The organism is Pseudomonas mandelii (assembly GCF_900106065.1).
GTDB classification, from domain to species: domain Bacteria; phylum Pseudomonadota; class Gammaproteobacteria; order Pseudomonadales; family Pseudomonadaceae; genus Aquipseudomonas; species Aquipseudomonas mandelii.
This window is the reverse complement of the sequence record NZ_LT629796.1, coordinates 3,880,899-3,895,005: the sequence shown is the minus strand read 5'-3', so window position 1 is coordinate 3,895,005 and position 14,107 is coordinate 3,880,899. Positions and strand designations below refer to the sequence as shown.

The 14,107-nt window shown below is 59.1% G+C and carries 14 protein-coding genes; 3 read left to right on the top strand and 11 right to left on the bottom strand.

Translation table 11 applies throughout. The features are described from left to right. Nucleotides 1–86 precede the first annotated feature (86 nt). Entirely contained in the window at nt 87–554 is a 468-nt protein-coding gene (locus tag BLU63_RS17965; RefSeq protein ID WP_010457366.1) for a ferritin-like domain-containing protein, read from the bottom strand. Nucleotides 555–757: 203 nt separating this feature from the next. On the opposite strand from BLU63_RS17965, the gene BLU63_RS17960 reads away from it, so the two are divergent. Together BLU63_RS17960 and BLU63_RS17955 are read left to right on the top strand one after the other, a co-directional pair. Continuing rightward, nucleotides 758–994: a DUF3820 family protein gene (locus BLU63_RS17960; RefSeq protein WP_010457368.1), complete on the top strand. Its 237-nt coding sequence runs from the start codon at nt 758–760 to the stop codon at nt 992–994. Between the two features lie 28 nt (nt 995–1,022). Further along, nucleotides 1,023–2,204: an aminotransferase class V-fold PLP-dependent enzyme gene (locus BLU63_RS17955; RefSeq protein ID WP_083375896.1), complete on the top strand. Its 1,182-nt coding sequence runs from the start codon at nt 1,023–1,025 to the stop codon at nt 2,202–2,204. Nucleotides 2,205–2,206: 2 nt separating this feature from the next. Here BLU63_RS17955 and BLU63_RS17950 read toward each other — a convergent pair whose 3' ends face one another. From BLU63_RS17950 to zwf, 4 genes are all read right to left on the bottom strand, one after another. Then, a complete protein-coding gene (locus BLU63_RS17950; protein WP_010457372.1) occupies nt 2,207–2,932 on the bottom strand; it encodes an intradiol ring-cleavage dioxygenase in 726 nt (241 codons plus the stop codon). Nucleotides 2,933–3,111: 179 nt separating this feature from the next. Continuing rightward, nucleotides 3,112–3,777, bottom strand: a complete 666-nt coding sequence (locus tag BLU63_RS17945) for a bifunctional 4-hydroxy-2-oxoglutarate aldolase/2-dehydro-3-deoxy-phosphogluconate aldolase (protein WP_010457374.1) — start codon at nt 3,775–3,777, stop codon at nt 3,112–3,114. A 17-nt stretch (nt 3,778–3,794) separates the two neighbouring features. Next, nucleotides 3,795–4,508, bottom strand: coding sequence for a 6-phosphogluconolactonase (pgl, locus tag BLU63_RS17940; protein WP_083375895.1), 714 nt, complete (start codon nt 4,506–4,508; stop codon nt 3,795–3,797). Then, the gene (gene zwf / locus BLU63_RS17935; RefSeq protein WP_010457378.1) at nt 4,495–5,964 is read right to left on the bottom strand and encodes a glucose-6-phosphate dehydrogenase; all 1,470 of its coding nucleotides are present in this window, start codon (nt 5,962–5,964) and stop codon (nt 4,495–4,497) included. The genes pgl and zwf overlap by 14 nt, the downstream gene beginning before the upstream one ends. A gap of 239 nt (nt 5,965–6,203) precedes the next feature. Here zwf and BLU63_RS17930 point away from each other — a divergent pair, with 239 nt between their 5' ends. Continuing rightward, on the top strand, nt 6,204–7,064 hold the full coding sequence (locus BLU63_RS17930) for a MurR/RpiR family transcriptional regulator (protein WP_169858048.1): 861 nt from the start codon (nt 6,204–6,206) through the stop codon (nt 7,062–7,064). A 153-nt stretch (nt 7,065–7,217) separates the two neighbouring features. Here the strand turns inward: BLU63_RS17930 and BLU63_RS17925 are convergent, their stop codons facing one another. From BLU63_RS17925 to BLU63_RS17900, 6 genes are all read right to left on the bottom strand, one after another. Next, the gene (locus BLU63_RS17925; protein WP_010457382.1) at nt 7,218–8,072 is read right to left on the bottom strand and encodes a D-hexose-6-phosphate mutarotase; all 855 of its coding nucleotides are present in this window, start codon (nt 8,070–8,072) and stop codon (nt 7,218–7,220) included. Between the two features lie 107 nt (nt 8,073–8,179). After that, a complete protein-coding gene (locus tag BLU63_RS17920) occupies nt 8,180–9,526 on the bottom strand; it encodes a carbohydrate porin (RefSeq protein ID WP_010457384.1) in 1,347 nt (448 codons plus the stop codon). Nucleotides 9,527–9,698: 172 nt separating this feature from the next. After that, nucleotides 9,699–10,859 (bottom strand): ABC transporter ATP-binding protein, encoded by a 1,161-nt coding sequence (locus BLU63_RS17915; RefSeq protein ID WP_010457386.1) that lies wholly within the window; start codon nt 10,857–10,859, stop codon nt 9,699–9,701. Nucleotides 10,860–10,861: 2 nt separating this feature from the next. Beyond that, complete coding sequence (locus BLU63_RS17910) at nt 10,862–11,707, bottom strand: carbohydrate ABC transporter permease (protein ID WP_077748691.1); 846 nt, start codon at nt 11,705–11,707, stop codon at nt 10,862–10,864. Then, a complete protein-coding gene (locus tag BLU63_RS17905) occupies nt 11,700–12,608 on the bottom strand; it encodes a carbohydrate ABC transporter permease (protein ID WP_010457390.1) in 909 nt (302 codons plus the stop codon). The genes BLU63_RS17910 and BLU63_RS17905 overlap by 8 nt, the downstream gene beginning before the upstream one ends. Nucleotides 12,609–12,756: 148 nt before the next feature. Then, nucleotides 12,757–14,058 carry an ABC transporter substrate-binding protein gene (locus BLU63_RS17900; protein ID WP_010457391.1) on the bottom strand — a complete coding sequence of 434 codons (1,302 nt, stop codon included), beginning with the start codon at nt 14,056–14,058 and terminating at the stop codon, nt 12,757–12,759. Nucleotides 14,059–14,107: the final 49 nt, after the last annotated feature.

Sequence of the window (14,107 nt, the reverse complement as noted above, 5' to 3'; positions counted from 1 at the left end):
GCGAGCTATCTATATTCCGTCCAGCGTTAAATCCCAGACACAAAAAAACGCCAGACTGGCTGGCGTTTTTGACAGGCTACGAACGCTTAAGAGCGTGCGCGAGCCTGGTTGCGCAGGGCTTTTACCTGATCGTGATTGCGTTGCACGCCGTGGTACTGACGTTCAACCAGGTCACGAATGCCCACCAGATTGTGCTTGTTGATTTTTTCGAGGGCTTCTTTGTATGCCTTCAGTGCATGGTCTTCACCGCGTTCGGCTTCGTTCAGCACGGCTTCTTCATCCTTGCCGGTGAACATCGCTTTGACGTCGACCCAACGACGGTGCAGATCACCGCTGACGCTGGTGGACGTTTCCGGATCGCCGCCCATCGAACGCACGGCACTCTGAAGTTCGGCAGCGGCGGTGGCGCAGTCGGCGGAGCGTTGCACGAACAGGGTTTTGAGTTCAGGGTGTTTGATGTCTTCAGCGCAAGTCTTGAACCCTTCCTGACCGTCTTTGCTGGTTTCAATCAGGTCGTTGAGTACAGAGATCGCTTCTTTATTCATGTCGGTCATTTTTCAATTCCTTGCGGGTTGATGAAAGATGCAATAGCTATTGCACCCTGCATGCCAGCTTCGAACTGAGAATTTATGCGTTATATTTCAATAAGTTAGTTATAGCGACCAAATCTGTATCCGCTTTTTTTGCATGAACTGTCAATTGGCCTGCATGCAGAATGCCTGTATTTTCCAGCCTGATGAATCAAGACGACCGATAGATGAACCCTGAAAAGCTCGAACTGTTGATCACCCGTGAAATGCCCTTCGGCAAATACAAGGGTCGCATCATTGCCGACCTGCCCGGCCAATACCTGAACTGGTTCGCCCGTGAAGGATTCCCGCACGGTGAGCTGGGCGGATTGCTGGCCCTGATGCAGGAGATCGACCACAACGGTCTGTCGGACCTGCTCGAACCGCTGCGCGCCAAACACGGCAAACCTGCCCCGCGCCACTGACATCGTCATCAAAAAAGCCGAGTAGCTCATGCCCGATAACACCCGTCGCGCCCGTGATGAACATTTCTGGAAAACCTTTGCCGACCGCTACTCGGTCGAACCCGGGCCCATCAACCTTGAAAACGGTTACTTCGGACGGATGTCGCGCACCGTGGTCGAGGAGTACGAGCGCAATATCGAGCTGATCAACCGCAGCAACTCGGTGCATGTACGCCAGCGTTTCGAACAGATCGAAAGTCTCGAGATCCGGGCGCAGCTCGCCCGCCTGATCGACGTTCCAGTCGACACCGTGGCCCTCACCCGTAACGCGTCGGACGGCCTGCAATCGTTGATCCGCAATTACAATCGCCTTCAGCCGGGCGATCAGGTGCTGATTTGCGATCTGGAGTACGACACGGTCAAAGGCGCGATGCGTTGGCTGGCACGGCATCGCGGCGTGGAAGTGATCGAAATCGACCACGCGCACCCCGCAACGTTTGACAGCTTGCTGGCGACTTATCGCGACGCTTTCGCGCGTTATCCAAAGCTCAAATTGATGGCCCTGACCCATGTCACCCATCGCACCGGATTGGTCATGCCCGTGCAGGCCATTGCTGCTGCCGCGAAAGAATACGGCATCGACGTGATCCTTGACGGCGCGCACGCCCTCGGCCAGATCGAGTTCAATCTGGATGAACTGGGCGTTTCTTTCGCCGGCTTCAACCTGCACAAGTGGATTGGCGCGCCCCTGACGCTGGGCTTTATCTATATAGACCCCGAGCGTTTGGCCGACATCGACCCGGACATGGGCGAGATGCACTTCCCGGTCACCGATATCCGCGCCCGCACGCCCTACAGCACACCGAACATCCCGGCCCTGCTGACGCTGCCGCTGGTATTCGAGGAGCATCTCGCCATGGGCGGGGCCGCTGCCAAGAGCACACGGCTCAATTACCTGCGCAACCGGTGGGTCAGCGCCGTTCGCGAGTTACCGGGGATCGAGATCATGACACCCGATGACCCGCGACTGTACTGCGGCATTACCTCGATGCGCTTTACCCGGCATACCGATCAACAGGCGATGGTCGAGCGGCTGCTCAGCGATTACAACCTGTTCACCGTGGTCCGCAGTGGCGCGGCGAGCGGGCCCTGCATTCGCATTACACCAGGGCTCACCACCACCGCTGCCGACATGGATCTGCTGGCCAGGGCGCTGAGCGAGTTGCGCTGACGTCAGACCGTGTATTTGTCGAAGTCCTCCGGCTTGATTTGCGTCGAAGCGGCGAACGTGTCGATACCGATGGTCGTATGCCCGAAAAAGCCATCCTCGTTCGAGTCTCGACCGAGGGTGTGGACCGTCAATGTCGAAGCCTCGCCACCCTGCTCGCGGTAATAAGTGTCTTCATTGTTGCTCAACGGCGAGACCGATCGGCCGCTGTAGTCCCGGGCGTTTAGCACCGAACGTGAAGCGGGTTCGGGGAAGTAGAGCTGACCGACCCAGGCGACGTGTCGTTCGTCGAGGTAATTGTTGCCGGACGTAATGCGCACGGCGACATGAATGTGCAAGGTACGGCCGGCATAGAACCCCGGGTAGATGGTGGTAAACCGCACAATGCCCTTTTTGTCGGTGAATTGTCCGCCTCGCAGATAGGTGTCGTCGTCGGTGCGCGGGATGGAGCCGATGTCCCCGACATCGACTTCCTGGTCCGGATTGACCTTGCTCCAGCCCGAATACGCACCGCGCGCATTGCAATGCCAGATATCGACCAGGGCTCCGGTCACCGGCTCCCCCGTCATGGCATCGACAATCGACAGTCGCAGCACCAGGGGAATGCCATCGGCGCTCTCGCTGATGTTGCGCCTGATCAGTTTCGGATTGCGGAAATACGGGCCGGCAATTTGCTCGGGAGACAGCAGGTAAACGGAGGGTGCGGGTGTTGCGGAGGTGGTGTCGTCCATGACGTTCTCTCTTCCATAAGATGAACGCAGGTTAACGCTGGATGGGCGGCGAGAGGCGGTAACTATGTATCGCATCATTTCCCTTGCAGAGGTATTTCATCAGGCAAAAAAAAACGGTGCACCGACCAAGCGCACCGTAAAGCCGTAGAACACACAACGAAGTGTTTGGTAAAAGCCGATCAGTCCAGCAGCGCCAAGGCCTCGGCGGTGCATTCCTGAATGCGGGCCCAGTCGCCGTTCTTGATCCACTCGGGATCCAGCATCCAGCTACCGCCCACGCACATCACGTTTTTCAACGCCATGTAGCTCTTGATGTTGGCCGGGCTGACGCCGCCGGTCGGGCAGAATTTCACTTCACCGAACGGGCCGCCAAGGGCCTTGATGGCGGCAACGCCACCGCTGACTTCCGCCGGGAACAGCTTGAAGCGGCGATAACCCAGACCATAGCCTTCCATGATGCCGGAAGCGTTGCTGATGCCTGGCAACAGCGGGATCGGGCTATCGACGCTGGCTTCGAGCAGGTCACGGGTGATACCCGGGGTGACGATGAACTGCGAGCCGGCCGCTTCGGCAGCGGCGAGCATCGTGCGATCCAGCACAGTACCTGCACCGGTCACCAGCTCCGGACGCTGCTCACGCAGAATCTGGATGGCCTTGAGGCCGAACTGCGAACGCAGGGTCACTTCCAGGGCAGTCAGGCCACCGGCGGCCAGGGCATCGGCCAGCGGCAGGACGTCCTGTTCGCGGGCGATGGTGATCACCGGCAGGATCCGCGCCTTGGCGCAGAGGCTGTCGATCAGGGCAATTTTGTCCGCCATGGAAACGGTCGGGGATGTGATTGTCATAGCGGCTGATCCTTGGCTCATGGGCACCAGTAAATCTCTAACGTAGGTTGCAGAAACGCGCGAATCGGCATGGCGGCGACATCGTCACCGGCCAATGCGGCACTCAAAGTGGTCAGTTTGGACTGACCGGAAATCGATAGAACGGTGGTCTTGGCCGAGGCCAGCAGCGCGCGGCTCATGGTCAGTCGCTGATGCGGCACGGTCGGTGCCAGCATCGGATAGCACCGACGGGTGCCGTCGACTTTCAAGGCATCGATCAGGTTCGGGCTGTTGGGGAACAGCGAAGCGGTGTGACCGTCATCGCCCATGCCGAGGATCAACACATCGATCGGCGGCAATTCGGCGAGCAAACGGTCGGCCTGCTCGGCGGCCTGCTCAAGGTTCGCAGTGGCGCTGTAGAGGCTCAGAAACTGAGCCTTGGCTGCCGGGCCTTGCAACAGGTAACGCTTGAGCAGACCGGCATTGCTGTCGGCATGCTCGACCGGCACCCAACGCTCGTCGGCCAGGGTGACCACGACCTTGGACCAGTCGAGTTTCTGCTTCGCCAGGTTTTGGAAAAAAGCCACCGGGCTGCGGCCACCGGACACCACCAGCGTCGCGCTGCCGCGAGCGTCGATGGCGTCACTCAGTTGCTTGGCCACATTCAGCGCCAGACCATCGGCCAGCAACACCGGGCTTTTGAACTCATGGGCGCTGACGCCCTGAGGCAGTTTCAATTCAGATATCGCCATACCACGACCTCCCATCCCGCGTGATCAGAGCAATGGAGCTCATCGGTCCCCAGGACCCAGCCGCATACGGCTTGGGCGCATCACCGGATTTTTTCCACCCGGCGATCAACTGGTCACACCACTTCCACGCGGCTTCGATTTCATCTTTACGGACAAACAGGTTCTGATTGCCGCGCATCACTTCCAGCAACAACCGCTCGTAGGCATCGGGAATCCGTGCGCTGCGATAAGTGTCGGAAAAATTCAGCTGCAACGGACCGCTGCGCAACTGCATACCCTTGTCCAGGCCTTGTTCTTTGGTCATCACACGCAAGGAAATGCCTTCATCCGGTTGCAGGCGGATAATCAGCTTGTTGCTGATTTGCAGGCGCTGCTCGGGGGCGAAGATGTAGTGCGACGGTTCCTTGAAGTGGATGACGATCTGCGACAGCTTCTGCGGCATGCGCTTGCCGGTGCGCAGGTAAAACGGCACGCCGGCCCAGCGCCAGTTGCGGATGTCCGCACGCAGGGCGACGAAGGTTTCGGTGTCGCTTTGGGTGTTCGAATTCGGTTCTTCCAGATACCCCGGAACCGGTTTGCCTTCGCTGTACCCGGCGATGTACTGGCCGCGCACCACTTGTGTAGTCAGGCCTTCCGGGCTGATAGGCGCCAGGGCCTTGAGCACTTTGACTTTCTCGTCACGGATGCTGTCGGCGGACAGGTCGGCCGGCGGGTCCATGGCGATCAGGCAGAGCAGTTGCAGCAGGTGATTCTGGATCATGTCCCGCAGCTGACCAGCCTTGTCGAAGTAACCCCAGCGGCCTTCGATGCCGACCTTCTCGGCCACGGTGATTTCCACGTGGGAGATATAATTTTGGTTCCACTGGGTTTCGAACAGGCTGTTGGCGAAACGCAGGGCGATCAGGTTCTGGACGGTCTCTTTGCCCAGGTAGTGATCGATGCGGTAGGTGCGGTTCTCCGGGAAGAACTGCGCCACGGCGTCGTTGACCTTGCGCGAGGATTCCAGGTCCGAACCGATGGGCTTTTCCAGCACCACGCGGGTGTTTTCAGTCAGGCCGACCTTCGACAGGTTCTCGCAGATCGCACCGTAAACGGCGGCCGGCGTGGCGAAGTAGGCAATCACACGCTGGGCGCTGCCGGCCATTTCGGCCAGGGCGACGTAATCGTCGGCCTTGAGGAAGTCGACATGCAGGTAGCTCAAACGGGCCAGGAAGCGTTCGACCACAGCTTCGTCCAGCTCTTTGGCACCTACATAACGGCGCAGTTCGGAGGCGATGAACGCCAGGTGTTCCTGCTCGCTGCCTGGCTCACGGGCCAGCGCGATAATCCGCGTTTCCTCGTGCAGCAGGCCTGCGCCATCGAGTTGATAAAGGGCAGGAAACAGTTTGCGCAGGGCCAAGTCACCGAGGGCGCCGAACAAGGCAAAGGTGCACGGTTCAACCGTAATCGAAGGCATGATGTTTGTTCTTTTATCAAGTTAAGCTACAAATACCTTTTTTCAAGGCATCACTCAAGGGAAAATGTAGTAATAACCACAACATTTTCGCAAAATACAGATTCCGAGTGGTGGTCGGTCGGAGCCATCAGTAGGATAGGCCACCGTGACGGGCCCGATCAAAGTCCCAATTTGCATAGCCGGGGCCCTTATTTGCATTGCTCTCTTGTTTGCGGAGCTAAGGAACATATATGGACCGCGTGCGAAATTTACTGGAACAGATCCAGAATCGCCTTGAAGACCTGAACAAGGCGGAACGCAAAGTCGCCGAAGTGATCCTGCTCAACCCAGAGCTGGCCACCCGGTTCAGCATTGCCGCCCTCGCCCAGGCCTCTAAGGTCAGCGAGCCGACGGTCAACCGTTTCTGCCGTTCGTTCGGCGTCAGTGGCTACCCGGAGCTCAAGCTTCAACTGGCCCAGAGCCTGGCCAGCGGCGCGGCGTATGTCAGCCGTGCAGTCGAGGCCGATGACAATCCCGAGGCGTACACCAAGAAGATTTTCGGCAGCGCCATTGCGTCGCTGGACAGTGCCTTGCAGGCACTGGACCCGAACCTGATCAGCCGCGCCGTCGACTTGTTGATCCAGGCCCGACAGATCCACTTCTTCGGCCTTGGCGCCTCGGCCCCGGTGGCGCTGGATGCGCAGCACAAGTTCTTCCGCTTCAACCTGGCGGTCACCGCCCATGCCGACGTGCTGATGCAGCGCATGATTGCGTCGGTGGCGCATACCGGCGAGTTGTTCGTGATCATTTCCTACACCGGCCGCACCCGCGAACTGGTGGAAGTGGCGCGTATCGCCCGGGAGAACGGCGCTTCAGTGCTGGGGCTGACGGCCGAGGGGTCGCCTTTGGCCAAGGCCAGCACCTTGAGCCTGAACATTCCGTTGCCGGAAGACACCGACATCTATATGCCGATGACGTCGCGGATCATCCAGCTGACCGTGCTGGATGTGCTGGCCACCGGCATGACCTTGCGCCGTGGCGTGGACTTCCAGCCGCATTTGCGCAAGATCAAAGAGAGCCTCAATGCCAGTCGGTATCCGGTTGGGGATGAGTTTAACTAGGTCAATATCTTCATTGCCTGTCCTGGCCTCATCGCGAGCAGGCTCGCTCCCACATTAGATCTTCGGTGGACACTGTATTTGTATTCAAAGCAGGTCCACTGTGGGAGCGAGCCTGCTCGCGAAAGGGCCAGCCCAGGCGCAAAGATTCTGGAACTAAACCCCCACCCGCGCCTGCAAACTCAAATGCGCTTTCTGCCCCGGCGCCAGGCTCAAACTGTCGGTCCCGCCACTCGCCGCCTCGACACACACAAATTCTGAAATCTCGTTCCAGCTCACCCCCAGCAACGGTCGCGCCCCCGGATGCCAGACCACCGTGTCCGCATGGTCACCGGTGTCGATGCACAACTCGCGCTGCCAGGCGTGGTCCTTGAGCTGCAATTCACCGTCATGCTGGAACACCCGCTGACACCCACCATCAACTCTCAACTCGCCTTCCTGCTGGCAAACCTGGCGGTTCAACTGGTCGTAACCGTGGGCGCCATCGAGTCCGGACAGCGCTATCTCACCGACATCACCAATACGCCAATAGGCATGCAACGCCTGGCTCAATTGGCACGGCAGGCTGTCCTGATGCTCGGTGCTCAGGCGCAGATCCATGCGTTCGCCCAAGTGTGCGTGCAGGTCCACTTGCCAGTCACACAGCTGAAGTTGCCAATGCAGGCGCACGCCATCGTCGTCATGGCTGCTGTCGAGCAGTTTCCAGTCGATCAACCGTGCCCAGCCATGGGAAGGCCAGGCGTTTTCGCTTGGATGACGGCCATACCACGGCCAGCATACCGGCACACCGCCACGAATCGCGCCGACTTGTGGCCACTTCGCCGCGCACCAGAGCCAGGGCTTCTGGCCCTTGGGCTGGAAGTGCAGCAACTGCGCGCCCTGCCGGCTGAACACCGCCTGACACAGCGGGTGATCGATCACCAGCACATCGCGCTTCTGATAGCGCTCCCACGCAAACACCGGACGTTCGCGCAAGGATTTGAAGAAGCGTTGTAGCGGATGCTCATGCATGTGCCACGGTCCTGAAAATCATCCGGGGTGCGCCGCCCCAAAAAAAAGCGGACAGCCAAGGCTGTCCGCAAAAATGCGCACATAGAGAGGAGCTTATCGCAACAGCGTTAGAACACCGACTGAATTTTCAGGCCGGCCACCAGCGCGTTGTCGACTTCATCCACACCGCCCGGGTGAGTGATGTATTGCAGGTTAGGACGCACGGTCAGCCAGTTGGTGACGTGGAAGCCGTAGTTGATCTCGTAGTTGTACTCAGTGTTACGCAGCGGCGCGAACAGCGGGTCCTGATAGTCAGTGACATTGTTGGAGGCGTTGACCAACTCTGAGTTTTTCTTAACGTCATCGTTGACATGGATACGGGCGGCACCGATACCGAAGTCATCCTTCGGCCGTGCATCGAACGGGCCCTTGTACACCAGCATCAGCGACTGGTAGTTATCGACGAAGTTGGTGTCCTTGTCGTGGAAGGTAGCGTTGGCAGCAATGTTCAGACCGCGGGAAGCGTCACCGTTGTGGGTGGTGAGTTGTTGCTGCGCCACGAACCAGTAGCCGGACTTGCTGCTGTGGCTGCGATAGGCGTTACCGCTGGTTGCGGCGTCATTACCGTTGTCGTCTTCACGAACGTCATCGGCCTTGGCCGTACTTTTGTAGTAACCGACACGGTATTCGCCCGGCAGGTTGCCAGGGTTAGGCAACCAGACCAGTTCGACCGGCAACACGGTGCCCTTGGTACCACTGCCGCTCAGCTTGAAGCCGTTACCGTGCTCCAGTTGCGACGGGTTCTGGTTGTACGCGCCGATCTGCGCATACCACTCAGGCGAGATGTTGTACTTCACGCGAACCGCAGCCTGCATGACCGGCCAGTTGTACCAGATGTTGGTCGCCCAGTTACCCGCTTGGGAACCGCAGAACGCCAGGTTCTGGAACTCGCACGGGAAGGTGTTGAAGTCTTCGCCTTCGCCGAAGTAACCGGCCTTGACGTCCAGTTTGCCATCGAGGAACTGGTGCTTGATCCACAGTTGGGTCAGGCGAACCATGTGGCCACGGCCGTAGACTTCCTGGGAGGAACTCAAGGTGCCGGCACGCGGATCGCCGACACGGTCATTGGAGATGTTCTCACCGTTACGGTTGGTGAGCTGGACCTTGGCCTGGGTGTTATCCCAGCCCCACAGCTTTTGCAGGTCCAGCGCCACGCCCAGGCCAAACTGGTCGGCGTAACGCGCGGTCTTGTCGTTGTTGTAGCCACCGTGAAGGTTGCCACCGACTTCACCGACGTAGTCCATCTTGATGTCGATGCCCCGCTCGATCAGCTTGGTCCGCTCGCCACCCCAATCGCCGGTCATCCATTCGGAATCGGCGCTGAACGCGTCAGCCGCGTGCACACTACCGGCCAGCATCATGGCCGCAACCGCGGACAACTGGCAGATAAGCTGAGCGTTGTTGTTCTTCTTCATCCCTACATCCTCGTTTTATTGTTATTAACTGTTTTTATTTAACGCGGTTACATCAGGTGCGGAGAGCGACAGGCCGCTCACCGCATATCCCCCCTGCAGGAGCCAGTTTTGCCGGCGAAGGCGACCCTGAAATCGCCTTCGTCGGCAAGCCTGGTTCCTACAGTTTTAATCTTCAGCGGCCTTTGAATTGGGCGACGTTGGCGCCGTGGCTCTCGGCTTTTGGTTGACCGGCCACCCCCAGGCGCTCCCCCGTCTTGGCATCGAACAACAGCACTTTCGATGGGTCGAATTGCAGGGTCAGGGTCTCGCCCACGTTCGGCGCGACGTCCGGCGCCAGGCGGCAGCAGACTTTGGTGTCGTTGAGATTGACGAACACCAGGGTGTCGGGACCGGTCGGTTCGGTGACTTGGACTTCGGCGCGAATGGTCGGCAAACCGTTCGGCTCGCTGCCCGCCAGAACGATCTGCTCCGGGCGCAGGCCGAGGATCACTTCACGGTCTTCCAGACCGGCGTCCTGCATGCCCATCGGCAATTCGCAACGCGCCTGGCCGCTGTCGAGCAGCGCCACCAGACGACCGTCCTTGCGCTGCAAACGCAGCGGAATGAAGTTCATCGGCGGCGAGCCGATGAAGCTCGCCACGAACAGGTTGGCCGGGTTGTTGTAGATGTCCTTCGGCGTACCGAACTGCTGAATGATCCCGTCCTTCATCACCGCGACCTTGTCGCCCAGGGTCATCGCTTCGATCTGGTCGTGGGTCACGTAGACCGTGGTGGTTTTCAGGCGCTGGTGCATCAGTTTCATTTCAGTGCGCATCTCGACGCGCAGCTTGGCGTCAAGGTTGGACAGCGGTTCGTCGAACAGATAAATTTTCGGCCGACGCGCCAGGGCACGGCCCATGGCCACGCGCTGTTGCTGACCACCGGAGAGCTGACCGGGCTTGCGGTTGAGCAAGTGTTCGATCTGCAACAGCTTGGATACCCGCGCCACTTCCGCTTCGATGTCGGCGGCGGGCATTTTGCGGATCTTCAAGCCGAAAGCGATGTTCTCGCGCACGCTCATGGTCGGGTACAGCGCGTAGGACTGGAACACCATGGCGATGTCGCGGTCTTTCGGGCTCATGCCGCTGACGTCCTGATCACCGATCATGATCGCGCCGCCGGTGATGGTTTCCAGGCCGGCGATGCAATTCATCAGGGTCGATTTACCGCAACCCGAAGGTCCGACCAGGATCAGGAACTCACCGTCCTTGATCGACAGTTCGATGTTCTTGAGGGTGTCCGGCAGGCCGGGACCATAGGTCTTGTTTACATTGCGAAGTTCGAGCGTAGCCATGATTACCCCTTGACTGCGCCGGCCGTCAGCCCGCGCACGAAATACTTGCCTGCGACCACATAGACCAGCAGGGTCGGCAGCCCGGCGATCATCGCCGCCGCCATATCAACGTTGTATTCCTTGGCCCCGGTACTGGTGTTGACCAAGTTGTTCAACGCCACCGTAATGGGTTGCGAATCACCGCTGGAGAACACCACGCCGAACAGGAAGTCGTTCCAGATCTGGGTGAACTGCCAGATCAGGCAGACCATGATGATCGGGGTGGACATCGGCAGGATGATCAAGCGGAAGATGGTGAAGAAACCCGCGCCATCGAGCCGCGCCGCCTTCACCAGCGCATCGGGAACGCTGACGTAGTAGTTACGGAAGAACAGCGTGGTGAACGCCAGGCCGTAGACCACGTGCACAAACACCAGGCCGGTGGTGGTGCTGGCCAGGCCCATCTTGCCGAGGGTGAACGAGGCCGGCAGCAGGACGGTCTGGAACGGCAGGAAGCAACCGAACAGCAGCAGACCGAAGAACAGTTGCGAGCCACGAAAGCGCCACATCGACAGCACATAGCCGTTCAGTGCACCGATGGCGGTGGAGATCAGTACCGCCGGAACGGTGATCTTGATCGAGTTCCAGAAGTACCCGTCAACCGTGCCCCAGGCCTTGACCCAGCCAATGCCGCTGACCACGGTCGGCCAGCTCAGCAGGTTGCCGGAGTTGATGTCTTCCGGCGTCTTGAAACTGGTCAACAGCATGACCACCAGCGGTATCAGGTAAAGGAATACCGCCAGGATCAGCACGCCGTAGATGGCGATGCGACTCAGGCTGATGGACGGTTTGGCAGCGAAATTAGTCATGACGCTTGGTCCTCAGCTCGGAGTACAGGTAAGGCACGATGATTGCGAGAATCGCACCGAGCATCAGAATCGCACTGGCCGAGCCCATGCCCATCTGGCCGCGACTGAAGGTGAAGGAATACATGAACATCGCAGGCAGGTCAGAGGAATAACCCGGGCCACCGGCAGTCATTGCCGCCACCAGGTCGAAACTCTTGATCGCGATGTGGGCCAGGATCATGACCGCGCTGAAGAACACCGGGCGCAGGCTCGGCAACACCACTTTCAGGTAAATGCGCGGCATGCTCGCGCCATCGATCTGGGCAGCACGGATGATCGATTGATCCACGCCACGCAGGCCGGCGAGGAACATCGCCATGATGAAGCCAGAGGCTTGCCAGACCGCCGCGATCACCAGGCAATACACGACGCGATCCGGGTCGATCAGCCAGTCCAGGCGAAAGCCTTCCCAACCCCAGTCACGCAGCAATTTGTCCAGGCCCATGCCCGGGTTGAGCAGCCACTTCCACGCGGTACCGGTGACGATCATCGAGAGCGCCATCGGGTACAGGTAAATGGTGCGAATGAAACCTTCGCGACGAATGCGCTGGTCAAGAAACACCGCCAGCAGCACACCGATCACCAAGGTGATGCCGATGAACATGCCGCCGAACACCGCCAGGTTCTTGCTCGCTACCCACCAACGGTCGTTGTCGAACAGCCGCTGGTACTGCGCCAGGCCCGCCCATTTGTAAGTCGGCAGGAAGGTCGAGGTGGTGAACGACAGGATGAACGTCCACAGGATATAGCCATAGAAGCCCACCAGGACGATGAACATGCTCGGCGCCAGCACCAGTTTCGGTAGCCAGCGCTGCAGTGCATCGAACGGCGAGGCCTTGCTGAACACAGCAACAGAACTCATGGGAAGATCCCGTACGAGAGAAAATTTACGTTGGAAATGCTGACCCTTGCAGGCGTGAGACTGCTTGCGATAGCTGAGTGTCAGACTCTGGATGTATCAACTGATACACCGCTATCGCGAGCAGGCTCGCTCCTACAGGGGCCAAGCATTACTTGGCAGCTTTGACGGCCGTGCCCAATTGCTTGGCGGCAGTCGCCGGATCGGCTTTCGGGTCGTTGATGAAGTTGGTCACCACATCAAAGAACGCGCCCTGGACCGCCAGCGTGGTCGCCATGTTGTGCGCCATGCTCGGCTGCAGGCCGCCGGACTTGGCGTCCACCAGGAAGTCCTTGGCAGCGGTCTGGGCGCAGGAGTCGAAACCGTACTTGCCCATGTCGTTCAGCATGTCGATTCGAACCGGGATCGAGCCCTTGTTGATGCTGAAGACTTTCTGGAAGTTCTCACCCAGCACGACCTTGGCAATGTCCTGTTGAGCAGCAGCAGTGCCTTTGTCTTTCTGCTTGAACACGGCCAGGGAGTCGATGTTGTAGGTGAACGCCTTGTCGGTGCCCGGGAACGCTACGCACTCGTAGTCCTTGCCGGCGACTTTCTTGGCGGCTGTCCACTCGCTCTTGGCCCAGTCGCCCATGATCTGCATACCGGCCTTGCCGTTGATGACCTTGGCCGCTTCCAGGTTCCAGTCCTGGCCTTTGCCGTCGGCGTCCATGTAGGTCGCGACTTTCTTCAGCTCGGTCAGCGCCTTGACCATTTCAGGACCGGTCAGTGCTGCGTTGTCCAGGTCGACCAGGGCTTTCTTGTAGCCGTCGACGCCCATGACCGACAGGACCACCGCTTCGAACACGGTGCTGTCCTGCCAAGGCTGGCCGCCGTGGGCAAGGGCAATGAAGCCCGCTGCCTTGAGCTTGTCACCGGCTGCGTAGAATTCCTGAAGGGTGGTTGGCGCTTTTTCGATGCCGGCTTTCTTGAAGACTTCCGGGTTGATCCACAGCCAGTTGACGCGGTGAATGTTCACCGGCACGGCCACGTAGTCACCTTCGTACTTCACGGTATCGGAGACTTTCTTGTCGAGCAGACTGTCCCACTTCTCGGTTTTGGCCGCGTCTTTCAAGACGTCGGTGTCGAGCAGACCGGTAGACGCCCATTCCTGGATGTCCGGGCCTTTGATCTGTGCGACGCCCGGTGGGTTACCTGCAACGGCGCGGCTTTTCAGCACGGTCATGGCGGTCGCACCGCCACCACCGGCAACGGCGCCGTCCTTCCAGGTGAAACCGTCTTTTTCGACTTGGGCCTTGAGGACATCAACGGCCGCTTTTTCGCCACCGGAGGTCCACCAGTGAACGACTTCTACCGAACCTTTGGAATCGGCGGCAAGCGCACTGACAGGGAATGCAGAGATAGGGAGCAATGAGGCAAGAGAAATGACAGTAGCGAGGCGAGAAATCGCATTCATCTAGAATTACCTTTCTTGTTGTTATGCATGCAAGTCTGGTGCTTGCGCT

Excerpts from the sequence above, each read along its gene's own strand:
- BLU63_RS17965 (WP_010457366.1), bottom strand. The coding sequence starts at position 554 with ATGACCGACATGAATAAAGAAGCGATCTCTGTACTCAACGACCTGATT.
- BLU63_RS17960 (WP_010457368.1), top strand. The coding sequence starts at position 758 with ATGAACCCTGAAAAGCTCGAACTGTTGATCACCCGTGAAATGCCCTTC.
- BLU63_RS17955 (WP_083375896.1), top strand. The coding sequence starts at position 1,023 with ATGCCCGATAACACCCGTCGCGCCCGTGATGAACATTTCTGGAAAACC.
- BLU63_RS17950 (WP_010457372.1), bottom strand. The coding sequence starts at position 2,932 with ATGGACGACACCACCTCCGCAACACCCGCACCCTCCGTTTACCTGCTG.
- BLU63_RS17945 (WP_010457374.1), bottom strand. The coding sequence starts at position 3,777 with ATGACAATCACATCCCCGACCGTTTCCATGGCGGACAAAATTGCCCTG.
- pgl (WP_083375895.1), bottom strand. The coding sequence starts at position 4,508 with ATGGCGATATCTGAATTGAAACTGCCTCAGGGCGTCAGCGCCCATGAG.
- zwf (WP_010457378.1), bottom strand. The coding sequence starts at position 5,964 with ATGCCTTCGATTACGGTTGAACCGTGCACCTTTGCCTTGTTCGGCGCC.
- BLU63_RS17925 (WP_010457382.1), bottom strand. The coding sequence starts at position 8,072 with ATGCATGAGCATCCGCTACAACGCTTCTTCAAATCCTTGCGCGAACGT.
- BLU63_RS17920 (WP_010457384.1), bottom strand. The coding sequence starts at position 9,526 with ATGAAGAAGAACAACAACGCTCAGCTTATCTGCCAGTTGTCCGCGGTT.
- BLU63_RS17915 (WP_010457386.1), bottom strand. The coding sequence starts at position 10,859 with ATGGCTACGCTCGAACTTCGCAATGTAAACAAGACCTATGGTCCCGGC.
- BLU63_RS17910 (WP_077748691.1), bottom strand. The coding sequence starts at position 11,707 with ATGACTAATTTCGCTGCCAAACCGTCCATCAGCCTGAGTCGCATCGCC.
- BLU63_RS17905 (WP_010457390.1), bottom strand. The coding sequence starts at position 12,608 with ATGAGTTCTGTTGCTGTGTTCAGCAAGGCCTCGCCGTTCGATGCACTG.
- BLU63_RS17900 (WP_010457391.1), bottom strand. The coding sequence starts at position 14,058 with ATGAATGCGATTTCTCGCCTCGCTACTGTCATTTCTCTTGCCTCATTG.